Origin of the sequence: Curtobacterium poinsettiae (assembly GCF_047226435.1) — a bacterium.
GTDB lineage: Bacteria > Actinomycetota > Actinomycetes > Actinomycetales > Microbacteriaceae > Curtobacterium > Curtobacterium poinsettiae.
In genome coordinates this window covers 2,870,004-2,892,261 of sequence record NZ_CP178434.1, presented here as the reverse complement: position 1 = coordinate 2,892,261, position 22,258 = coordinate 2,870,004, and the positions used below count along the sequence as shown (strand labels likewise).

General features: G+C 71.6%; 20 protein-coding genes. 14 read left to right on the top strand and 6 right to left on the bottom strand.

Annotated features, from left to right (window positions below; all coding sequences use genetic code 11):
- Positions 1–4 precede the first annotated feature (4 nt).
- The 3 genes from ACL00U_RS13570 to ACL00U_RS13560 all read right to left on the bottom strand — a co-directional run bounded on the left by ACL00U_RS13570 (position 5) and on the right by ACL00U_RS13560 (position 3,853).
- The gene (locus ACL00U_RS13570) at positions 5–1,072 is read right to left on the bottom strand and encodes an NAD-dependent epimerase/dehydratase family protein (protein ID WP_412873497.1); all 1,068 of its coding nucleotides are present in this window, start codon (positions 1,070–1,072) and stop codon (positions 5–7) included.
- A 105-nt stretch (positions 1,073–1,177) separates the two neighbouring features.
- Entirely contained in the window at positions 1,178–2,038 is an 861-nt protein-coding gene (locus ACL00U_RS13565) for a sulfurtransferase (protein ID WP_412873496.1), read from the bottom strand.
- A 273-nt stretch (positions 2,039–2,311) separates the two neighbouring features.
- Positions 2,312–3,853, bottom strand: a complete 1,542-nt coding sequence (locus ACL00U_RS13560; RefSeq protein WP_017886960.1) for an MFS transporter — start codon at positions 3,851–3,853, stop codon at positions 2,312–2,314.
- Between the two features lie 170 nt (positions 3,854–4,023).
- Between ACL00U_RS13560 and ACL00U_RS13555 the strand changes: the two genes are divergently transcribed.
- Positions 4,024–4,686 carry a TetR/AcrR family transcriptional regulator gene (locus ACL00U_RS13555; protein WP_181440417.1) on the top strand — a complete coding sequence of 221 codons (663 nt, stop codon included), beginning with the start codon at positions 4,024–4,026 and terminating at the stop codon, positions 4,684–4,686.
- A gap of 112 nt (positions 4,687–4,798) precedes the next feature.
- Here the strand turns inward: ACL00U_RS13555 and ACL00U_RS13550 are convergent, their stop codons facing one another.
- A complete protein-coding gene (locus ACL00U_RS13550) occupies positions 4,799–6,430 on the bottom strand; it encodes a dolichyl-phosphate-mannose--protein mannosyltransferase (RefSeq protein ID WP_412873495.1) in 1,632 nt (543 codons plus the stop codon).
- A gap of 131 nt (positions 6,431–6,561) precedes the next feature.
- Between ACL00U_RS13550 and rsmI the strand changes: the two genes are divergently transcribed.
- The 5 genes from rsmI (at position 6,562) to ACL00U_RS13525 (ending at position 11,686) form a co-directional block, all read left to right on the top strand.
- Positions 6,562–7,383 (top strand): 16S rRNA (cytidine(1402)-2'-O)-methyltransferase, encoded by an 822-nt coding sequence (gene rsmI, locus ACL00U_RS13545; RefSeq protein WP_194590752.1) that lies wholly within the window; start codon positions 6,562–6,564, stop codon positions 7,381–7,383.
- A gap of 134 nt (positions 7,384–7,517) precedes the next feature.
- Positions 7,518–9,086, top strand: coding sequence for a methionine--tRNA ligase (gene metG / locus ACL00U_RS13540; RefSeq protein WP_071250709.1), 1,569 nt, complete (start codon positions 7,518–7,520; stop codon positions 9,084–9,086).
- Positions 9,083–10,015, top strand: coding sequence for a TatD family hydrolase (locus ACL00U_RS13535; protein ID WP_017886955.1), 933 nt, complete (start codon positions 9,083–9,085; stop codon positions 10,013–10,015). Before metG ends, ACL00U_RS13535 begins: the two co-directional genes overlap by 4 nt.
- A 2-nt stretch (positions 10,016–10,017) precedes the next feature.
- Positions 10,018–10,869 (top strand): 16S rRNA (adenine(1518)-N(6)/adenine(1519)-N(6))-dimethyltransferase RsmA, encoded by an 852-nt coding sequence (gene rsmA / locus ACL00U_RS13530; RefSeq protein WP_214545523.1) that lies wholly within the window; start codon positions 10,018–10,020, stop codon positions 10,867–10,869.
- 160 nt (positions 10,870–11,029) lie between these two features.
- Positions 11,030–11,686, top strand: coding sequence for a type II toxin-antitoxin system VapC family toxin (locus ACL00U_RS13525; protein WP_412873494.1), 657 nt, complete (start codon positions 11,030–11,032; stop codon positions 11,684–11,686).
- Positions 11,687–11,772: 86 nt separating this feature from the next.
- On the opposite strand, the gene ACL00U_RS13520 is transcribed toward ACL00U_RS13525, so the two are convergent.
- Positions 11,773–12,513 (bottom strand): SDR family oxidoreductase, encoded by a 741-nt coding sequence (locus tag ACL00U_RS13520; RefSeq protein ID WP_262117950.1) that lies wholly within the window; start codon positions 12,511–12,513, stop codon positions 11,773–11,775.
- A 101-nt stretch (positions 12,514–12,614) separates the two neighbouring features.
- On the opposite strand from ACL00U_RS13520, the gene ACL00U_RS13515 reads away from it, so the two are divergent.
- From ACL00U_RS13515 to ACL00U_RS13495, 5 genes are all read left to right on the top strand, one after another.
- The gene (locus tag ACL00U_RS13515) at positions 12,615–13,457 is read left to right on the top strand and encodes a helix-turn-helix transcriptional regulator (RefSeq protein ID WP_071250668.1); all 843 of its coding nucleotides are present in this window, start codon (positions 12,615–12,617) and stop codon (positions 13,455–13,457) included.
- Positions 13,458–13,731: 274 nt separating this feature from the next.
- A complete protein-coding gene (locus ACL00U_RS13510; RefSeq protein WP_214519456.1) occupies positions 13,732–14,730 on the top strand; it encodes an ATP-grasp domain-containing protein in 999 nt (332 codons plus the stop codon).
- 85 nt (positions 14,731–14,815) lie between these two features.
- A complete protein-coding gene (locus tag ACL00U_RS13505; RefSeq protein ID WP_412873493.1) occupies positions 14,816–15,886 on the top strand; it encodes an LLM class flavin-dependent oxidoreductase in 1,071 nt (356 codons plus the stop codon).
- Entirely contained in the window at positions 15,883–17,187 is a 1,305-nt protein-coding gene (locus ACL00U_RS13500) for an O-acetylhomoserine aminocarboxypropyltransferase/cysteine synthase family protein (RefSeq protein WP_194590747.1), read from the top strand. The genes ACL00U_RS13505 and ACL00U_RS13500 overlap by 4 nt, the downstream gene beginning before the upstream one ends.
- 9 nt (positions 17,188–17,196) lie before the next feature.
- A complete protein-coding gene (locus ACL00U_RS13495) occupies positions 17,197–18,129 on the top strand; it encodes a 4-(cytidine 5'-diphospho)-2-C-methyl-D-erythritol kinase (RefSeq protein ID WP_042540561.1) in 933 nt (310 codons plus the stop codon).
- A 42-nt stretch (positions 18,130–18,171) separates the two neighbouring features.
- Here the strand turns inward: ACL00U_RS13495 and ACL00U_RS13490 are convergent, their stop codons facing one another.
- Complete coding sequence (locus ACL00U_RS13490; protein WP_259552939.1) at positions 18,172–19,824, bottom strand: glycosyltransferase family 39 protein; 1,653 nt, start codon at positions 19,822–19,824, stop codon at positions 18,172–18,174.
- A 95-nt stretch (positions 19,825–19,919) separates the two neighbouring features.
- Here ACL00U_RS13490 and ACL00U_RS13485 point away from each other — a divergent pair, with 95 nt between their 5' ends.
- From ACL00U_RS13485 to modA, 3 genes are read left to right on the top strand one after another with little or no spacing between them, the layout of a single operon-like run.
- Positions 19,920–20,975 carry a ThiF family adenylyltransferase gene (locus tag ACL00U_RS13485; RefSeq protein WP_259552938.1) on the top strand — a complete coding sequence of 352 codons (1,056 nt, stop codon included), beginning with the start codon at positions 19,920–19,922 and terminating at the stop codon, positions 20,973–20,975.
- Between the two features lie 58 nt (positions 20,976–21,033).
- Positions 21,034–21,450, top strand: a complete 417-nt coding sequence (locus ACL00U_RS13480; RefSeq protein ID WP_259552937.1) for a TOBE domain-containing protein — start codon at positions 21,034–21,036, stop codon at positions 21,448–21,450.
- Complete coding sequence (modA, locus tag ACL00U_RS13475; RefSeq protein WP_262117947.1) at positions 21,447–22,256, top strand: molybdate ABC transporter substrate-binding protein; 810 nt, start codon at positions 21,447–21,449, stop codon at positions 22,254–22,256. Before ACL00U_RS13480 ends, modA begins: the two co-directional genes overlap by 4 nt.
- Positions 22,257–22,258: the final 2 nt, after the last annotated feature.

The following is a 22,258-nucleotide window of genomic DNA, read 5'->3' as shown; positions in this document are numbered from 1 at the left end:
GGTGTCAGCCCAGGTCGAGGGAGAGGAGTGCGAGTGCGGCGTCCTCGGGACCGTAGTCGAACAGGTGCTCCCAGAAGGGGTCGTCGGCCCACGGCACGTCGCCGTCCGCAGGGGTGGCGCGGGCGGTCTCGACGAGCCAGTCGAGTTCGGGGAGGACGGCGGTCGCGAACTCCGGCGGTTCCCATCCCAGTGCACGTGCCGCCGTGGTGTCGAGGACGAACGGCGGTCGTGACGACCATGGCGTGCCGCCGACGAAGGCGGGCGCGTCCTCGTCGAGCAGGACCTCGTCGAACCGGTGGTCCAGGTGCCCGCCGATCGTCCGGACGATCTCGAGCGCGGTCGGGGCCGAGGCGTCCGCGACGTTGAGGATCCGGCGGTCCGGCGCGTCCGCGACCACACGGACGAGCGAGCCGATGCCGCTCGCCGCCGTCGTGTGGTCGACGCCGCGGCCGTGGTCGGCGAGCAGGATGCGTTCCCGGCCGTCGAGCACACGGCGGACGACGAACCACTCCCGTGGGCGGCCGATGCCGACGCCGTACACCTTCGACGGGCGGAGCACCGTGACCGGGGCACCGTGGTCGAGCAGGACCTGCTCGGCCGCCACCTTCGCCGCACCGTAGCCGTCACGACTCGTCGGGTCGCCGTCGCCGGCGGTGACCGTGGGCTGGATCTCGGTGACCGCGCCGCCGAACACCGGCTTGTCGAGCGAGTTCGCGTGCCGCCCCTGCTCGTCGGCGTACACCGACCTGGACGACACGAAGACCGTCGAGCCGACGTCGTCGAGGAACGGCAGGAGCTGCTGGGCGTCGTCACGGGTCAGGCCGACGGTGTCGACGAGCAGGTCGGCTCCGGGGCGCAGCAGGTCGCGCAGGACGGACCGGTCGCGGCGGTCGCCGGACGTGAACGTGGCGCCGGAGGCGGTCAGGGCGTCCGCTACGGGGCCGCCCTGGCGGGCGAGGACGTCCACCTGCCAGTCGTCGCCGCCCCGGCCGGACGCGTCGAGGAGCTCGCGTGCGACCGCCGAACCGATGCCGCCGGTGCCGCCGAGGATGACCGCGCGTCTGGTGCTCATGGTGCAACGGTAGTGCGGCGCGGCAGTCGGCCGGCGGCAGTCAGCCGGCCGCAGTCAGTCGGCGGCCGCCGGCCAGGTGCGGCCGTCGTTCCGCGATCGGATCGGTCAGGACGCCAGTTGCTCGTGCCGCCACCAGTCGGCCAGCGAGCCGTCGTAGACCTGCACCCGGTCGTGCCCGAGCACCGTCAGGGCCAGGGCGTCGACGCACGCGGCGCTGCCCACCCCGCAGTAGGTGACGATCTCGCCGGCGCCGATCACCGCGGCGAAGGCCCGCTCGAGTTCGGCCCCGCGCAGGTACGCGTTCGTCTCGGGGTCCACCAGCGAGTCCGCCGTGATCGGGGTGCTGCCCGGCACGATCGGCGGGTGGTCGTCGCCCAGGGCAGCCCACGAGGCGGCGAACACCAGGGACGCCGGCTCTTCACCGGAGACGGCACGGGTCACGCGGTCGTGGTCGGCCCAGAGCGCGCGTTCTTCGCCGGCCAGGAACGCGCCGGCGTCTGGGCCGGACGGCGCCGCCGGCGCGCGGAGTGCACCCACACGGACCGGCCGGCCTTCGTCGCGCCACTTCGTGAAGCCGCCGTCGAGCACCGCGACCGAGTCGAAGCCGAACGAGCGGAAGATCCACCACAGGCGCGCCGACCACTCACCGACGCTGTCGTCGTAGATGACCACGGTCGACGTGTTGGTCACGCCGAGCTGCCCCGCGGCGGCCTCGAAGCGCTCGGCACCGGGGCGGGTGAAGGGGACGTCGGCGTCGGCGGCCGAGAAGTCGTCGATCAGGTCGGCGAAGCGGGCGCCGGGCACGTGGCCGCGCTGTTCGTGGGCGTCGCGTCCGGGCAGCCAGGTGGTGTCGAACCCGGCCCCGACCGTGTGCACCGAGGCGTCGAGCACGACGAGCTCGTCAGCACCGAGGTGGTCTGCGAGCCACTGCGTCGACACGAGTGGTGAGGTCAGGACGGGGGCCATGCGGGCCACCATAATCCGCACCCCTGACGTGGGCCAGAGTCGTGGACACACGGCGCAACCGGGGGTGCGTGTGTGGGCGGTGACCGACGGTCCACCAGTCGTTCGACGAGTGGTCCGTCGGAACATGCGCGGGCACCGAGTGCGTGCGCATCCGTCGACGATGCACGCGTTGTTCGACAGGTGGATCGTCGTGAAACGGGTGTCGCCGCAGCCCCCCCCCGCACAACGGCCCACCCCGGCAGTACCGGAGCGGGCCGCAGCGCAGCGCGAGCGTCAGTGCGCTGCGGCGGGGATGCTCCCGGTCGTCGCGGACCCGGCGCGGGCGAGCCGCTCGAGCCGGACCGACTGCCGGTTGATGAGCAGTCCGCCGGCCAGGGCGACGAGCACGAGCACGCCGGCCGAGATGCCGAACGCCACGTGGTACCCGTCGAGCGTGGCCTGGGCCTGCTGCAGCTTCGTCGGGGCGGCGGACAGCCCGGACAGGCTGTTCGACACCACGTCGGCGAAGATCGTCGACAGCAGGGCCGTGCCGATCGAGCCACCGATCTGCTGCATGGTGTTGACGGTTGCCGAGGCCACACCGGCGTCGGCCCGGGCGACCCCGGTGGTCGCGGTGTTCATGGCGGACGAGAAGATCGTGCCCATGCCGAGACCGATGACGATCAGCGCCGGCAGGACGGTGCCCGCGTAGGAGCTGTCCAGGTCGGTGCGGAGCAGCAGGAGCAGTCCGGTCGCGGCGACCAGGCCACCGGCGAAGATGAGGATCTTCGGCCCGACGCGCGGCAGCAGGCGGCCACCGATCTGCGTCGCCGAGATCATGATCGACAGCGGCATCGGCAGGAACGCGAGACCGGTCTGCAGCGAGCTGAAGCCCAGGGTCTGCTCCAGGTAGTAGGTCAGGAACAGGAAGATGCCGAACATGCCGATCGCGACGAGGCCGATCGCGATGAACGAGCCGCCGCGGTCACGGTCGAGCACGACGCGCAGGGGCAGCAGCGGGTGGGCGACGCGGGTCTCGATGAACACGAACGCGGCGATCAGCACGACACCACCGGCGAGCATGGCGATCGTGACGGGGGAGTCCCAGCCGTTCGTCTCGGCGTTCGAGAAGCCGTAGACGACGCCGACCAGACCGAGCGTGATGGTGATGACGCCGAGCACGTCGATGCGCGGACGCTCGACCTTCGGCGGCTTCTCCATGAAGACGAGGGCGCCGATCACGCCGAGCACGGCGAAGACGACGTTGACGTAGAGGCACCAGCGCCAGGACGCGTACTCGGTCAGCACGCCGCCGAGCAGCAGGCCGATGGCCGCGCCGGAGCCGGCGATGGAGCCGAAGATGCCGAACGCGCGGCCACGTTCCTTGGGGTCGCGGAACGTGGTGGTCAGCATGCCGAGTGCGGACGGGGCGAGCAGCGCGCCGAAGACGCCCTGCAGTGCGCGGGCCGCGACGAGCAGGCCGAACGAGTCGGCCAGGCCACCGAGCACCGAGGCGACGGCGAAGCCGACGAGCCCGATGATGAAGGTGTTCTTGCGTCCGAACAGGTCGCCGAGGCGCCCGCCGAGCAGCAGCAGCGAACCGAAGGCCAGCGAGTACGCGGTGACGATCCACTGTCGCTGGTCGGTGCCGAAGTCCAGGTCGGCCTGGGCCGAGGGCAGGGCGATGTTCACGATGGTCGCGTCGAGCACGACCATCAGCTGTGCGAGGGCGATGACCGCCAGAGCGATCCAACGGTGGTTGCTCTTGGCGGGGGTGGTGCCCGGAGTCGTGGGTGCTGTCCCGGTGGGGGTCGGCACGGTGTGTTCTGCCGTCACGGCAGCCTCCTCGAGAAGGTTGGAGGGTGAGGTGGAGGTGCGCGCCGTCGGGCACTCCGGTGGTGTGGTGGTGACGAAACCGGATGCGAGGCATCCGTTTGTGGCCAGTGTAGACCGAAACGGAAGGATGGCATCCACTTGTTCCCAGAAAGTGCAACTACGGTCAGATCGTGAGCACCACCGAGTCCGCGTCCGACCTCGAGCGACCGCTGCGCGCCGACGCTGCGCGCAACCGCGAGCTGATCCTGCAGACGGCACGCAAGTGCTTCGCGGAACGCGGACTCTCCGTCACGCTGAACGACATCGCGCACGAGGCCGGTGTCGGCGTCGGCACCGTCTACCGCCGGTTCGCCGACAAGGACTCCCTGATCGAGGCGCTGCTCGCCACCAAGTTCGAGGCCATGAACGACGCCGCAGCGCGCGCCGCGGACGTGTCCGACCCGCGCGAGGCACTCCGGGTCTACCTGATGGGCGTCTTCGCGTTCCGCGCCCGCGACCGTGCCCTCGCCGACGCCATCGTCCGTGCCGGCAAGGCCCGCCCGTCCATCGTGCAGGAGCGCGACCGGCTCGAACGTCAGGTCGCCGCGATCATCGGCCGTGCCGAGACCGCCGGCGTCGTCCGGCCGGGCTTCGACTACCGCGACCTGCCGATGCTCACGGCGATGGTCGGCGCGGTCGCCGACGCCACCCGCGAACACGACCCGGACGCCTGGCGCCGCTACGCGGAACTCCTGATCCAGGGCGTCCTGCCGGGCACGGACGACTCCGCGCCGATGCTCGGCGACCCGCTGGACCGCGAGTCGATCGAGCGCGCGCTGCACGCGCAGTCCTGACCACTGCGGACTGGAGGCCCGTGGCGGCGCCGCCACGTGCCTCCAGTCCGGCGGTGGTCGCCACCAGCGCGCCCACCGCGACGGGCGCGACCGGACCGGCCGGACCTGCCGGCTAGAGCCAGCTGGGGATCCAGTAGTGCGACCGGACGAAGTCCCACGGCACCTGCATCGCCGTCCACATCGGGTACCAGTAGACCGAGGCCAGCACGACGACGCCCAGGTACACGCCGACCCACAGGATCGCCCGCGACCGGCGTGACCGTTCGTCGCTCCGTCTGCCGAGCACCAACCCGATCGCGGCGGCCAGCGCCATCAGCATGTAGGGCTCGAAGGCGATCGTGTAGAACTGGAACACCGTCCGGTCGACGTACATCAGCCAGGGCAGGTACCCCGCCGCGACGCCGAGCAGGACGAAGCCGTACTCCCACTTCCGGCGCAGGACCCAGAGCACGAGCAGCGCCACCGTCGCGATGACCGAGGCGTACCAGATGAACGGGTTCGCGATGCCGGTGATCGCCTCGCCGCAGCGGTCCGCCCAGCAGCCGTCCTGCCCGGCGTCCGTGCCGACGTAGAACATCGACGTGGGGCGCTGCATCACGAGCCAGAGCAGCGGGTTCGCCTGGTACGAGTGCGGGGTGTGCAGCCCGATGTTGAAGGCGTAGATCTCCGACTGGTAGTGCCACCAGTTCTGCAGGCTGTCCGGCACCCAGGCGAGGAGCCCCGTCCACCGTTCGCCGCCCGACGACAGCCAGTTGCGGTCCCAGCCGTCCTTCGACACGAACCATCCGGTCCACGACGCCACGTAGGTCACCGCGGCGATCGGCACGGTCAGCAGGAACGACACCGGTGCCTGCTGCAGCAGCGCGCTCGACGACCAGAACTCCACCCCGGCCCGGCGGCGCATCATCATGTCGCTCAGCACGGAGTACACGGCGAAGAACGCCAGGAAGTACATCCCCGACCACTTCGTCGCCGCCGCCAGCCCGAGGGCCAGGCCCATCGCGAACAACCACGGTCGCCACCAGAGCACCGGCCCCCACAGGGTGGTCCGGCCGGCGGCGGCGCGGTCGGCGACCCACGCGTCGAGCCGTCGTTGGCTGTGCCGCCGGTCGAGCAACAGCGCGCCGAAGCCCAGGATCACGAAGAACGTCAGGATGCCGTCGAGCAGCGTCACCCGCGACATCACGATGGCCTGCCCGTCGATCGCGAGCAGGAAGCCGGCGAGCGTGCCGATCATCGTCGAGCGGAACAGCGACCGGGCGATCACCGCGGTGAGGAACACCGTCGCGATGCCGAGCACGGCCACCGTGAAGCGCCAACCGAACGAGTTGTCCGCCCCGAACAGCAGCATCCCGAGGCCGATCAGGTACTTGCCGAGCGGCGGGTGCGCGATGAACTCAGCGGCACTCGTGAAGACGTCCGTCTCGCCGCGGACGAACCGGTCGTCGGTCGTCGGGGCGCCGTCACCGCTCGGGTTCGCGGGCCAGGTGCCCTCGTACCCCAGGTGCACGATCGACCAGCCGTCCTTGACGTAGTACGTCTCGTCGAACACGAGCGAGTGCGGGTTGCCGAGGTTCACCAGCCGCAGCACGGCGGCGAGGAGCGTCACGGCGAGCGGACCCGTCCACCGCCACACGGCGACCCGCTGCGACGTGGAGAGCACCCGCCCCCACCAGTCGTCCAGGCGCGAGCCGACCGGCCCGTCGGACACGGCCGTGCGGTCGTCGGTCAGCTCGCTGGTCATCGCTGAGCATCCTACGGATCGACCTCTGTCCCCGCTGCGACGGGCGTGCACGCGCCGCGCGGCCGCGCTGGACGACGCCGGCGTCGCCGCGCCGGGCCGCGCCGGCGTCGCCGTGCGGGGACAATGGGTGCGTGATCGTCCTCGCAGCAACCCCCATCGGCAACCTCGGGGACGCCTCGCGCCGTCTCGTCGAGACCCTCTCCAACGCCACGGTCGTCGCGGCGGAGGACACCAGGACCGCCATCCACCTGATGCGCGCCCTGGGCATCGAGAACCGTCCGCGGCTCATCGCCCTGCACGAGCACAACGAACGGGCGAAGGCGTCCGAGGTCGTCGAGCTCGCCCGTGACGAGGACGTCGTCGTCCTCACCGACGCCGGCATGCCCGCGATCAGCGACCCGGGCTTCCCGCTCGTCGAGGCCGCAGCCGCAGCCGGGGTCACCGTCACCGCGCTGCCCGGGCCGTCGGCCGTGCTGATGGCGCTCGCCGTGTCCGGGCTGCCGACGGACCGCTTCACGTTCGAGGGGTTCCCCACCCGCAAGGCCGGGGAACGCCGTCGCGTGTTCCAGGCACTGGCGGGGGAGCAGCGGACCATGGTGTTCTTCGAGTCGCCGCACCGGCTGGCCGAGACCCTGGCCGACATGGCCGTCGGGTTCGGGGGCGACCGCCGCGCCGCGGTCTGCCGCGAGCTCACCAAGCTCTACGAAGAGGTCCGCCGCGGGCCGCTCGACGAACTCGTCACGTGGGCGTCCGAGGGCGTGCGGGGCGAGATCTGCGTCGTCGTCGCCGGGGCCGCCGAGGCCACCGAAGAGGCAACGCTCGACGACGGGGTACGCCTGGTGCTCGAGCGGGTGGCCGCCGGCATGCGCATGAAGGAGGCCGCCGCGGCGGTCGCGGACGCGACCGGGCTGTCGAAGCGCGACCTGTACGAAGGGGCGCTCGCGGCGCGCTGAGCGGGGCTCGTCACGTTCGCGTCCGCCGGTCTGGAGGCGCGGGGCGGGCCCGCCACGGGCCTCCCGGACCCGGTTCTCCACAGTCCACCGCCGCACGCGTCATCAGCGTTCGGAGCGCCCGTAGGATGGTCCGCATGTCCGCCGGGTCCTCGTTCAGCATCACCACGCCGATCTTCTACGTGAACGACGTGCCCCACATCGGGCACGCCTACACCGAGGTCGCCGCGGACTTCCTCGCGCGCTGGCACCGGCAGCGTGGTGACGACACCTGGCTGCTCACCGGCACCGACGAGCACGGGCAGAAGATCCTGCGCACCGCCTCGGCGAACGACGTCTCGCCCAAGGAATGGGCCGACCGCCTGGTCAACGACGCCTGGAAGCCACTGCTCGACACGGTCGACGTGGCGAACGACGACTTCATCCGCACCACCGACGAGCGCCACGAGCGTGGCGTGACGGCGTTCCTGCAGAAGCTCTACGACGACGGCTTCATCTACGCCGGTGAGTTCGAGGGCTTCTACTGCGTGGGTTGCGAAGAGTACAAGCAGCCAAGCGACCTGGTGGCCGGCACCGGTGCGTACGAGGGGCAGCAGGTCTGTGCGATCCACTCGATCCCGGTCGAGGTCCTGGCCGAGCGCAACTACTTCTTCCGGATGTCCGACTTCGAGCAGCGCCTGCTCGACCTGTACGAGTCGAACCCGCTGTTCATCCAGCCCGAGAGCGTCCGCAACGAGATCATCTCGTTCGTCAAGCAGGGGCTCCGCGACCTGTCGATCTCGCGTTCCAGCTTCGACTGGGGCATCACGATCCCCTGGGACAGCGACCACGTGCTCTACGTGTGGTTCGACGCCCTGCTCAACTACGTCACGGCGCTCGGCTACGGCACCGACGACGACGAGGCCTTCCAGCGCCTCTGGCCGAGCGTGCACATCGTCGGCAAGGACATCGCCCGGTTCCACGCCGTCATCTGGCCGGCGATGCTCATGGCCGCGGGGCTGCCCGTGCCGGAGCGCGTCTTCGGCCACGGCTGGCTGCTCGTCGGCGGCGAGAAGATGTCCAAGTCGAAGCTGACCGGCATCGCGCCGTCCGAGATCACCGACACGTTCGGGTCCGACGCGTTCCGCTACTACTTCCTGCGCGCCATCACCTTCGGGCAGGACGGCAACTTCAGCTGGGAAGACATCTCTGCGCGCTACCAGGCCGAACTCGCGAACGGCTACGGCAACCTGGCGTCCCGGCTGGTCGCGATGCTGCAGAAGTACTTCGACGGCGAGGTCCCGGCGCGCGCCGAACTGACCGAGTCCGACCAGGCGATCGATGCCCTGGCCGTCTCGGTCACCGAGCGTGCCGACGCCGCGATCGCCGCCTTCGCCCCGCACGAGGCGATCGCCAGCGTCTGGGAGCTCGTCGACGCCCTGAACGGCTACATCACCGAGCAGGCGCCGTGGGCTCTGGCGAAGGACGACGCCGAGCGCGAGCGCCTCGGCACGGTCCTGACCACCGCGCTCCGCGGCCTCGGCACCGTCACCGTCCTGCTGTCCCCGGTCATGCCGAAGGCGACCGAGAAGCTCTGGGCCTCGATCGGCGCCGGCGGGTCCGTCGCCGAGCAGCGGGTCGACCGCGCGTACGAGTGGCAGGGTGCGTCGCACGTGGTGCCACTGGAGAGCGGGCTGTTCCCCCGGATCGAGCAGGTCTCCGAGTGACCGACGCCGAGTCGCACGTCCGGTCCCGCAGTGACGGGGCGTCCGGGGCCTCGAAGCGCGACCTGACGTACCCGCCGCTTCCCCAGGCGCTCGTCGTGCCGGTGTACGACAACCACACCCACATGGAGATCGCCGACGGTGTCGGCGACGGGGGTGACGGTCCGCTCGAGTACCGCGAGCACCTCGACCGTGCTTCCAGCGTCGGCGTCCGCGGTGTCGTGCAGGTCGGCACGGACCTCGCCACCTCGGAGTGGTCCGCGTCGATCGCCGCTCGGGAGCCCCGGGTCCTGGCGGCCGTCGCGCTGCACCCGAACGAAGCGCCCGTACTGCAGGAACAGGGGCTGCTCGACGAGCACCTCGCCGGCATCGAACGGCTCGCCGCGCTGCCGCGGGTCCGGGCGATCGGTGAGACCGGCCTCGACTTCTTCCGCACCGGCGAGGACGGTCGCGACGCCCAGGTCCGTTCGTTCGAGGAGCACATCCGCATCGCGAAGGAGCACGACCTCGCGCTGACGATCCACGACCGCGATGCGCACGACGCCGTGGTCGAGGTCCTCGACCGCGTGGGTGCCCCGGAACGCACCGTCTTCCACTGCTTCTCCGGCGGACCGGACCTGGCCCGGCTCTGCGCCGAGCGCGGCTGGTACATGTCCTTCGCCGGCACCGTGACGTTCAAGAACGCCGCACTGTTGCGTGAAGCCCTGGTCGTTGCCCCGCGGCACCTGATCATGGTCGAGACCGACGCGCCGTTCCTGACGCCCACCCCGTTCCGTGGTCGTCCGAACGCGCCGTACCTCATCCCGCTCACCCTGCGGTCGATGGCAGACACCCTGGGCACCGATGCCTCGATGCTCGCGGCCCAGATCGCCTCGAACACCGAGCTCGTCTACGGTGCGTGGGACGCCGAGCCCGTGACGGTGGACGAGTAGTCGTGGGTGCCCTGCTCGGCCCGGCAGAGATCCGGGAACTCGCGGCCGAACTCGACGTCACCCCGACGAAGAAGCTCGGCCAGAACTTCGTGCACGACGCCAACACCGTGCGGCGCATCGTGTCCGTCGCCGGCGTCACCCCGTCGGCGCAGGTGCTCGAGATCGGCCCGGGGCTCGGGTCGCTGACACTCGGGTTGACCGAGACCGGCGCCCCCGTCACCGCGGTCGAGATCGACAAGCGCCTGGCCGCCAAACTGCCGTCGACGGTGTCGTCGATGCAGCCGGACGCCAGACTGACGGTCGTGCAGCAGGACGCCATGACCGTCGCCGCCACGGACCTCGACGTCGAGCCGACGCACCTCGTCGCGAACCTGCCGTACAACATCTCCGTGCCCGTGCTGCTGCACCTGCTCGCGACCTTCCCGTCGATCGAGCGGTCGCTCGTGATGGTGCAGGCCGAGGTCGGGTACCGGCTCGCCGCCGGCCCCGGCAGCAAGGTCTACGGTTCGCCGAGCGTCAAGGCCGCCTGGTACGGGTCGTGGAGCACCGCCGGGCTGGTCAGCCGGCAGGTCTTCTGGCCGGTGCCGAACGTCGACAGCGTCCTGGTGGCCTTCGACCGGCACGAGCCCCCGGGTGACGAGCGTCTGCGGTCGCGGGTGTTCACGCTGGTGGACGCCGCGTTCCAGCAGCGGCGCAAGATGCTGCGGCAGAGCCTGTCCGGGGTGCTCGGCGGTAGTGCGCACGCGTCCGAGGTGCTGACGGCGGCGGGCATCGACCCGACCGCCCGGGGCGAGGCGATCGGTGTGGACGACTTCGTGCGGCTCGGGCGGACGGTCCTGGCGGCTGCGGAGTAGTCCGTCCCTCCCCGCGAGCGAAATACGGAATGTTTCGGGGTGTCCGGTCGGTGCTCCTACGGTTGATCGCATCAACCAAGGAGGCATCATGGGATCCACCGAGTCGCCCCTCTCGCCCCGCCGGGTGCCGAGCCCGTCCACAGCAGCCGAGCGCCGAGCGTTGTTCGCACGGACGCCTCGGCCTGAGGGCACGTTCGAAGAGCGCCGCGAGCGTCGGCGGCGTGCGATCGAGGCGATCGATCCGGACTGCCGCGTCGAGCCGATTCGAGCGTCTGCGCCGGGTGCCCTGACCGTGTTCGAGTCGCTCGGTTCCGATGACTTCGACGAGCACCGGGTCCCGGAGTTCCACAGATGCTCCGGCCGACCCGCCGCGGTCCTCGTGGAGACGAGTTTCATCGAGTGCGTTCTCCACCGTGCGGAGCCACAACATGCCCGAGCTGCGGCGTTCTGGGATCACCTCGACCTGGCCGACACGAGCATCGTGGACAGCGGGTTCGCCGAGTTCGAGATCTTCGAATCAGCGCATCGCAAGGGACCGCGGGCGGCACGTCAGCACAAATCGGCCTGGCGGGACCTGCTGAGTTCGACCCAGATGCACTGGGCCAGTGTCGACGCGGTCGCCGATGACGTCCCCGGCCTGATGGAAGAGTTCGGCCTGACCGCTGCAGGTGCCGTGCATGTTGCCACGGCTGAGCACTGGGAGGTCGACGGCTTCGTGACCGTCGATCCTTCGTTCGGTGTGGTGGACCGGGCACGCCTCCCGCTGATGATCGACGTCGAGGGCGCTCACTTGGCGCGACGCCTGCGTACCAGCTGACCGCGATGGTGCGAGGTTCCGTGGTCGGTGCGAGCCGAAGTGGCTCGCACCGACCACAGAACCTCGCACCATTCGAGGCACCCGGGTCAGTGCTCGCGGGACGCCATCATCTCGAGGATCTGCTGGTGGTTGCCGTTCCGCTCGGCGAAGCGCAGCGGGTGCACGTTCTGCACCAGGATCTCCGGTGCAGCACCGGACTCGATGAGCGCCATGACCTCGTCGGCGAAGGCGTCGAGCGGCATCCCACCGAAGTCGGCGCCGCCCATCAGGTCGGTCATGACGGCCGGTGGCGCGAGCTCGAGCACCTCGAGCGACGAACCGACGAGCTGCTGGCGCAGGGCCTGCGTGTAGGCGTGCACACCGGCCTTCGTCGCGCTGTACGTCGGTGACGCGGTGAGCGGGACGAACGCGAGACCGGACGTCACGGTCATCAGGGTGGCCGAGGGCTGGGCGAGCAGGTGCGGCAGGAACGCGTCGATGAGCCGGATCGTGCCGACCAGGTTCGTCTGGACGAGGTCGAGGGCATCGTGGATGTGTCCGGGGTCGCGGAGGTCCTCGTCGCGCATGATCCCCGACATGGTGATCAGGGCATCGAGCGACGGGTAGGCCTCGAGCACCGAGGTGGCAGCGGTTTCGATCGACGACGCATCGGCGACGTCGATCTGCACGGTGCCGAAGCCGTGCTCGGCGGCGAGGGAGTCGAGGAGGGCCTGGCGACGGCCGCCGATGACGACGGTGCTGCCGGCGGCCTGCAGGCGCTGGGCGAGCGCGAGACCGATGCCCGAGGTCGCGCCGGGGATGAAGACGGTGGAGTTCGTGATGTCCATGACCACCACGATGCTCCGCGGACGGGGTCACAACCAGAGCGCGGTCATCGGGGGATCGCCGATCCCTGGCACCCGGGCGGGAAGCGGACGACAATCGACCCATGGACCGTGCCGCGCTCGCCGACTTCCTCCGCCGTCGCCGCGAGCTGCTGCGCCCCGAGGACGTCGGCCTCGGGCAGGGCCCGCGACGCAGGACTCCGGGGCTCCGCCGTGAAGAGGTCGCTGCCCTCGCCGGCATGTCCGTGGACTACTACACGCGACTCGAGCAGCAGCGTGGCCCGCAGCCGTCCGAGCAGATGATCGCCGCGATCGCCCGCGCCCTGCGGTGCAGCCTCGACGAGCGCGACCACCTGTTCCACCTGGCCGGGCAGAACGCCCCGACCCGGATGCACCGCGCCGACCACGTCGACCCGGCGATCCTGCGGGTGCTCGACCGGCTCGAGGACACCCCGGCGATCGTCGTCAGCCATCTGGGCGAGACCCTGGTCGAGAACCGGCTCGCGGCGGCACTGCTCGGGTCGTCCGTCAGCCTGCCCGGCAACGAGCGCTACCAGGCGTGGCGGTGGTTCGTGACTGGGAAGGAGCTCGCGAAGTACGCGCCGGAGCAACACGAGCGACTGGCCCGGGTCGTGGTGGCGTCGCTGCGGGCGGCGGTGGGGCTCGCGGGCCCGGGCGATCGTCGGGCGACCGAACTCGTCGCCGAGTTGCAGACGCGCAGCCCCGAGTTCCGCGACCTCTGGGCCAAGCACGAGGTGGCCACCCGCTGGTCGGACAACAAGACCATCGTGCAGCCGGAGCTCGGGCGCATCACCGTTGACTGCCAGGTGCTGCACACCGACGACCAGGCGCAGGCACTGCTGTTGTTCACCGCGCCTCCAGGATCAGAGGACGCGCAGAAGCTCGAGCTCCTCGGGGTCGTCGGACAGCAGACCTTCGCCGGCTGACGACCTCGCACGGTGCGCGTTCGCTCGGCTCGTGCGAGTTTGGTCGACCCCGCACGGTGCCAGGTTGGTGAGCCCGTGCATCGTCGACCGCTTGGTGCCGCCCTACAGTCCGCCACCGAGCGACCAACATCGCACCGACCGGACAAGCGCGCACCGTGCGACCCGCCCCGCCCGACCCGACCCGACCCGCCCCGCCCCGCCCCGCCCGCCACCGAGAAGCAACGCCGCGTCACACACTTGGCCGCGTGCGGTATACCGTGCCTAGGGTGGGGGCGTGAGCACTCCGCGCGTGTACGTCATCCACGAGAACCCCGAGTGGTTCCCGCCGCTCGCCGCCGCCTTCGAGGCCGAGGGCGTCCCGGTCGAGGAGATCCTGCTGACCGAGGGGCAGATCGACCTCGCGGCCGAGCCGGCACCCGGCGTGTACTGGAGCCGCATGTCCGCGAGCTCCCACACCCGCGGCCACGAGCACAGCAAGGAGTACACCCGCGCCGTCCTCGGGTGGCTCGAGCGAGCGGGTCGCCAGGTCGTCGGCGGCAGTCACGTGCTCGAGCTCGAGGTGTCGAAGGTCGCCCAGCACGGCCTCCTGCAGCAGGCCGGCTTCGACGTGCCCCGCACCACCGCCGTGTTCGGCACGACGACGCTCAAGCAGGCGGCGAAGGACTTCACGAACGGCCAGGACGTCCCGTTCATCACGAAGCACAACCAGGGCGGCAAGGGCCTGGGCGTGCGGCGCTTCGACTCGCTCGCCGAGTTCGACGCCTACGTCGACAGCCCCGAGTTCGAGGCCCCGGTCGACGGCATCACGCTGCTGCAGGAGTACCTGACGGCGCGCGAACCCTTCATCACCCGCGTCGAGTTCGTCGGCGGCGAGTTCGTCTACGCCGTCCGCGTCGACACCAGCGCCGGCAGCTTCGAACTCTGCCCCGCCGACGCGTGCGAGGTGCCCCAGGTCATCGCCGGCGCCGTCTGCGACGTGCCCGGCACCGAGACCGCCGGTGCGCCCCCGGCGTTCGCCGTCCGGACCGAGATCACCGCTGGCCACCCGCTGGTCCAGCAGCTCCGCACGTTCCTCGCCGACCAGCGAATCACCATCGCGGGCGTCGAGTTCATGGAGACGACGGACGGCCGCACCGTCGTCTACGACATCAACACGAACACGAACTACAACCCTGCTGTCGAGGAGTCCGCGCCGGCCTCCGGCCCGCGCTCCATCGCGAAGTACCTCGGCGGCCTGCTGGCGGCCGAGTACGCCGCAGAGCTCACGGCCTGAGACCGCAAGGACCACCGGACTGGAGGCCCGTGGCGGGCCCGCCACGGGCCTCCAGTCCCCTTTCCCACACCCCCAAGGAACCCACGTGCGATTCGGATACTGGACCCCGCTCTTCGGCGGCTGGCTGCGCAACGTCGACAACGAGAACATGCCGGTCACCTTCGACTACGTGAAGCGCCTGGCGCAGCGCGCCGAGCGGATCGGCTTCGACCTGACGCTCGTGCCGGAGCTCAACCTCAACGACATCAAGGGCATGGCGGCGCCCTCGCTCGAGGCGTGGTCCCTCGCGGCGGCGATCGCGGCGACGACCGAGCGCCTGGAGATCATGGCGGCGATGCGTCCCGGCTACCACCTGCCCGCGGTGACGGCGAAGCAGGCGGCGACGATCGACGACATCTCGTGCGGCCGGTTCACCTTCAACGTCGTGAGCGCCTGGTGGGCGGAGGAGGCGAAGCAGTACGGCGGGATCTTCTCGGAGCACGACGACCGGTACAAGCGCACCGCGGAGTTCGTCGAGGTCATGAAGGGCCTGTGGCGCGAGACCCCGTACTCGTTCTCGGGTGAGTACTACGACATCGAGAACGCCCACCTCGAGCCGAAGCCCCGCGTGACGCCGCGCATCTACGCCGGTGGTGAGAGCGAGGCCGGCAAGGCCGCGATCACCGGGTACGCCGACGCCTACCTGACCCACGGCGGCACGGCCCCGGAGCTCCGCGCGAAGATCGACGAGATGAAGCGCCGCCGCGTCGACGCCGGGCTGCCGCCGTTCGAGGCGTTCGGCATGGCCGCCTACGTCATCGTCCGCGAGACCGAGGAAGAGGCGCAGGCCGAGTTCGCCCGGATCACCGACGTGCAGCACGGCACGGCGTACGAGTCGTACCAGGACTTCATCTCGAAGTCGCAGCTCGAGCACGTGCCCTCGCTCGAGGACTACTCGGTGTCGAACCGCGGCCTGCGCCCCGGGTTCGTCGGCACCCCCTCGCAGGTGGCCGCCCGCATCAAGGAGTTCGAGGACGCCGGCGTCGACACGCTCCTGCTGCAGTTCTCGCCGCAGCTCGAGGAGATGGACCGGTTCGGCGAGCAGGTCATCCCACTCGTCCGGCCGACGGCCCCGACCACCCCGACCGCCGCGGGTGTCTCGGAGCCGGTCTCGTGAGCACCGAGGACGACTGGGCCTTCGAGACCCGTCAGATCCGCGCCGGCTTCAAGGCCGACCCGGGCTGGGGCGCGAACGTGCCGCCGATCGCACAGAGCGCCGCGTACGTGTACCCCTCGGGCGAGGACGCGGCCGCGCGCTTCATGCTCGACGCCCCCGGCCACACCTACACGCGGGTCAACAACCCGTCGGCGGCAGCGCTCGAGCGCCGGATCGCCGACCTCGAGGGCGGGATCGGCGCGCTGGCGCTGGCGTCCGGGCAGGCGGCGACCTCGCTGGCCGTCCTCGGTGTCGCACGCGCCGGCGACCACGTGGTGTCGAGCGCCTCGCTGTACGGCGCGACCTACACGCTGTTCGCGTCGACGCTGCGGGACCTCGGCATCACCTTCACGTTCGTGCAGGACCCGACCGACCTGTCCGAGTGGGCGGCGGCGGTGCGTCCGGAGACGAAGGCGTTCTTCGGCGAGTCCATCCCGAACCCCCGCGGGGACGTCCTGGACTTCGCCGGGGTCTCCGGCGTCGCGCACCGGGCAGGTGTCCCGCTCATCGTCGACAACACCATCGCGACGCCGTACCTGGTCCGCCCGATCGAGCACGGTGCCGACATCGTCGTGCACTCGGCGACGAAGTACCTGGCCGGACACGGCAGCGCCATCGCCGGGCTCATCGTCGACAGCGGGAACTTCGACTGGGCAGCCCACGCCGACGCCTACCCGCAGCTGGCCACGGCCGAGCAGTCCGGGTTCGCGAACACGAACTTCGCCGAGAAGTTCGGGCGGCGGGCGTTCATCCAGCGCACCCGCTCGAAGCTCTCCGCCGACCTCGGGCCCGCGATCGCACCGTTCAACGCGTTCCTGGTGCTGCAGGGCGTCCAGACCCTGTCGCTCCGCATGGACCGGCACGTGTCGAACGCCGCCGCCGTGGCCACCTGGTTGGACGCGCACGACCAGGTCGAGCACGTGCACTACGCCGGCCTGCCGGACTCGCCGTGGCACCACCTGCAGCAGCGCTACGTGCCGAAGGGGCCGTCGGCGGTGCTGTCGTTCGACCTGGCCGGCGGGGTCGCTGCAGGCCGGCGGTTCGTCGCGGCGCTCGAGCTGTTCGACCACGTCTCGAACCTCGGGGATGTCCGCTCGCTCGTCGTGCACCCGGCATCGACCACCCACGTGCAGATGACCTCCGCCGAGCGGGCGGCCGCCGGGGTGGGGGACGGACTCATCCGCCTGTCGATCGGCCTGGAGCACATCGACGACATCACCGCCGACCTGGCGCGGGGCTTCACGGCAGCTGCAGCGGGATAGGTTGGGGGCATGACCACGTTGGCCGCCCCGACCCGCGTGCGGACGCGCGCCCCCGGCAAGATCAACGTGTTCCTGTCCGTCGGGGCGCTGCAGGACGACGGCTACCACGACGTCGCCACGGCGTACCAGGCCGTGTCCCTGTACGAGGACGTCACCGCCGAGGCCGCCGACGACTTCTCGGTCACCTTCACCGGCCCGATCGACACGCGTGCCGTGCCGGTCGACGAGTCGAACCTGGCGATCCGTGCGGCCCGGCTCGTGGCCGACGCGGCCGGACACCGCGGTGGGGTGCGGCTGACCATCGACAAGCAGGTGCCGGTCGCCGGCGGCATGGGCGGTGGCTCCGCGGACGCCGCGGCGACCCTGCTCGCCGTCGACACGCTCTGGGGCACCGCGCTCGGTCGCGAGGAGCTGCTCCGGCTCGCCGCACAGCTCGGCGCCGACGTGCCGTTCGCGTTCGCCGGCGGCACCGCCGTGGGCACCGGTCGCGGTGACGAGCTGAGCCCGGCGCTGGCCAAGGGCGAGTTCCACTGGGTCCTCGCCCTGAGCGACGACGGGCTGAGCACCCCCGCCGTCTACCGTGCGCTCGACGAGCACCGGGAGCGGTACCGCGCCGACATCTCCCCGGCGCCGTCGCACCCCGTGGTCGAGGCCAACGTGCTGCAGGCCCTGCGCGCGGGCGACCCCGACCTGCTCGCCGACTGCGTGCACAACGACCTGCAGGCACCGGCCATGCGCCTGCAGCCCCGGCTCGCGGCGACGCTGGAGCTCGGTGAGAAGTCCGGTGCCCTGGCCGGCCTGGTGTCCGGCAGCGGACCGACCGTGGCGTTCCTGGTCGGTGACCGTGACGCCGCGCTCGAACTGCAGGTCGAGCTCAGCGCCGCCGGCCTCGTCGCACTCCGTGCCACCGGCCCGGTGCACGGCGCACGCGTGGTGCACTGACCCGACGCTCGACCCGGTCGGCCGACGGTCGGCGTCCCACCGTCAGCGGCTGTACTTCCAGAGGATGACCGTGCCGGTGTGCCAGTAGCGCACGACGTGGAACCCCTCGGCCACGAGCGTCTCGGTGACCTGCGGCCGGATGTTCCGTGACTTGCCGCCGACGAACCACACGGTGTCGATGCCGGAGAGCCGCGCGGGTACCGTCTCCGCGACGTCGCCGTTGACGTCCCAGAGCTGCCCGCGTGCGGCGCCGGTCTCCGTGACGGCGAGGTCCCGCATGCCGGTGAACGCGTCGGGGTAGGTGTCGGCGATGACCTGCGTGGTGGTGGTCGGGTGCCCCCAGACGCTGCCGAAGACGACGCCCTCTTCCTGGTCCGTGCGCCAGTCCCGCTCACGATCGATGATCGCCGCCGCGTTCGCCCAGTGCGAGTCCTGCTTGGCGTGGGGCAGGCGGACGGTCGTGCTCGTCGGCGCCGACACCAGCAGCATGCCGACGACCGCGAGCGCCACCCACCGGCGGGGACGGATCGCGGTGATCGCCAGGCCGATGAGCAGCGCGACGAACGGCAGGCTCAGGCTGGCGTACTTCGGCGTGTACAGGTGCTCGCCGGCCGCGGTCGCGCCGACCAGCAGCGCGGTGGGCAGGATCGTCAGCGGGACTGCGACGCGGACCGCCTGCATGCGCAGCGCTTCGCGGGCCGCGGGGGCGGGGCCCCGGGACGCGCGGACGGCGAGCACGACGGCGACGCCCATCAGGACCCACCCGAGCGCCGCGTACGGCCACACGGCCCCGAACCAGGCGGTCGCGACGACCTGTCGCACCGTCGCCCAGCCGACGCCGGTGATCCAGCCGACCTGCTTGGCCTGCCCGGCCGCCAGGACGATGAACGGTGACACCACGAGCGCGGCCCCGACGGCGGCGACGCCCCAGCGGACGAACGCCGCGCGGTCCACCATCGGCGCCGGCACCGGACCGGTGCGCTCGGACAGCACGGCGTCGCGCCGCGCGGCACGGTCGGCGACGGCCGTCCAGAGCAGCACGACCCCGTGCGCGACGACGGCCAGGGCCAGGTACACGTTGAACAGCACGGCCAGCACGGCGAGCAGCCCGTAGACGACCCACCACCGGGTCGCGTGGTGCCCGGACCGGCTGCGTCGGACCGCGGTGATGCCGACCAGGGTCAGCGCGACGGCGAAGGTCGTGACGGTGGCGTACGGGCGTCCTTCGCCGCCGGCCCAGGCGACGCGGGGCAGCAGCAGGAACACGATGCCGGAGACGACGCCCAGGCGGACGCCGCCCAGCCGCCGGCCCAGGGCGACGACGAGTCCGGCCGACACCCCGATGGCGAGTGCGCTCGGGAACCGCAGGGTGAAGGGGGAGTACCCGACCAGGGTGAACCACACGTGCATCACCGCGTAGTACAGACCGTGCACCGCGTCGACGTTCTGCAGCTCGGCCCAGAGCGCCGGCCAGCTCCGCTGTGCGCTTGCGACGGTCGCGGCCTCGTCGTACCAGACCGACGGCACCCAGGCGAAGGCGGCCACGACGACGACACCGAGCGCGCCGACGGTGATCTCGGGCGTCCGTGCGAGGGCCCGGACAGCGGCGACGACGAGCGCCCAGGCGCGTGCGCGCACCGACGAAGCCGACGTCGTGCGTCGGATCGGGACGGTGCCGGTACGCGGGGAACTCACGCCCGCGACCGTACCGATCTGCTCTGGGGATCCGCCGCGTCCGGGCGCTGAACTCTCACATGCACGAGTTCGTTGCGACGGGCCAGAATGACGGGATGGAACCCCTCGTCGCCCCTGTCTCCGCGCTGTCCCCGGGGCGGGCGCAGCTCGGTTCGCGCACCGCGGCGCTCGCCGACGTCGGGACGACCGGGCTGCGACGCCTGGCCACATCGCGCATCCTCGTCGTCGGGGCCGGCGGGCTCGGGGCACCGGTGGTCGCGTACCTCGCCGGGATCGGTCGGCTCACGGTCGTCGACCCGGACGTCGTCGACGCCTCGAACCTGGCCAGGCAGACGCTCTTCGCGGCGGCCGACGTCGGCTCGCCGAAGGCGCAGGTCGCGGTCGCCCGGGCCGTCGCCGTCGACCCGGAACTCGACGCGGTCGCGGTGGTCGGGTCGTTCACGCCGGACCTGGTCGCCGGGCACGACGTCGTGGTCGACGCCGCCGACTCGGTCGTGGTCACCCGCGCCGTCTCGGACGCCTGCGCCGCGGCTGGTGTGCCCTTCGTGTGGGGCACCGTGCTCGGCCACGACGGGCAGGTCAGCGTCTTCCGCGACGCCGGACGAGACGGTGTCGACTTCCACGACCTGCACCCCGACGCCCTGCCGGACGAGGGGTCGTGCGCCCTCGACGGGGTCGTCCCCGCCCTGTGCGGTGCGGTCGGCGCGGTGATGGCCGGGCAGGTCCTCGCGCTGGTCACCGGCACCGGCGACCCCCTGCTCGGCCGCGTCCTGACCGTCGACGCCCGCCGCTGGCGCTGGACCGAGAGCCCCGTCCGTCGCGGCCCCGCCTCGCGTCGCCCGGCACCCGCGGCCGCCGCCGCGCCGCCGCGCATCGCGCCGTCCGCCCTGGCCGCCCGGGTGGCGGACCCGGCGGACCCGCTGGTCGTCGTCGACGTCCGGACCGCCGAGGAACGCGCGGCCGGCGTGGTCGCCGGTGCCGTCACCGACGACACCGGCGGGGACGAGGTCGTCGTCTACTGCGCACGCGGACCCCGTGCGGACGCGTGGGCGGCCAGACAGCCGGCCGGGAGGCGCGTGGCGGTGCTCGACGGCGGGTTCGAGGCCTGGCGTCGCGAGGGGCTGCCCGTGGCGATCGAGCACCGGTCCTGACCCAGCCCGGTCACCAGCACTGCCCGGTCGCCGCATCCGCGGCTAGGATCGGTGGATCATGACGCAAATGCGGGTACGGGACGCTGCGGCCTTCCTCGGGATCAGTGACGACACCGTGCGTCGGCTCGTCGACGGCGGCACCTTCACCCGTGCCACGGACGACGCGGGGCGGGCGGTGGTCGACGGGCGCGAGGTCGCTGCGTACGCCCGGGAACGCAGCTCCGAGCTGACCGACCCGGCAGCGGCGGTGACGAGCTCGGCCCGCAACCGCTTCGTCGGGATCGTCACCGACCTGGTCGTCGACACCGTGATGGCGCAGGTCGAACTGCAGTGCGGCCCGCACCGGGTGGTGTCCCTGATGAGCGCCGAGGCCGTCCGCGACCTGGGGCTCGAGATCGGGTCCGTCGCGGTGGCGTCCGTGAAGGCCACGATGGTCGCGGTCGAGGCGCCCACCCGACACGAGGACGAGCGATGAGTCGTCGTCGCCTCCGGTCCGCCGCCGCACTGGCCCTCGCGGTCGCCGTCTCGACCGGGCTCGCCGCCTGCACCGCTGCAGACACGGGCCCGGGCGCGTCGACGCCGTCGGGCTCCGGGACCGAGGGACCGACCGGCTCGATCACCGTCTTCGCCGCGGCGTCGCTCCAGCAGACCTTCACGACCCTGGGCAAGGAGTACGAGCAGGCGCACCCCGGCGCCTCGATCCGGTTCTCGTTCGCCGGGTCGAGTGACCTCGTGAGCCAGATCCAGAACGGCGCTCCCGCCGACGTGTTCGCGTCGGCGGACGAGGCGAACATGGCGAAGCTGTCGTCGGACGACCTGGCGAGCGGATCGCCGCAGGACTTCGCCACGAACACGCTCGAGATCGCGGTCGCACCCGGCAACCCGAAGGGCATCTCGGGGCTCGACGACCTGCGCGCCCCGGGCGTGCAACTCGTCACGTGCGCCGCCCCCGTGCCGTGCGGTACCGCGGCCGCGAAGGTCGAGCGAGCCGCCGATGTCGACCTGCGCCCGGTCAGCGAGGAGCAGTCCGTCACCGACGTCCTCGGCAAGGTGGAGTCCGGGCAGGCCGACGCCGGACTGGTCTACGTGACCGACGTGCGCGGCGCGGACGGCAAGGTCGACGGTGTGCCCTTCGACGAGTCCGGGGACGCCGTCAACACGTACCCGATCGGCGTGCTCCAGCAGTCCGCTGACCCGGAGCTCGCGAAGGCGTTCGCGGAGTACGTCCGCTCCGCCGACGGGCAGCGCGTGCTGTCCGCCGCGGGCTTCGGGAAGCCCTGACC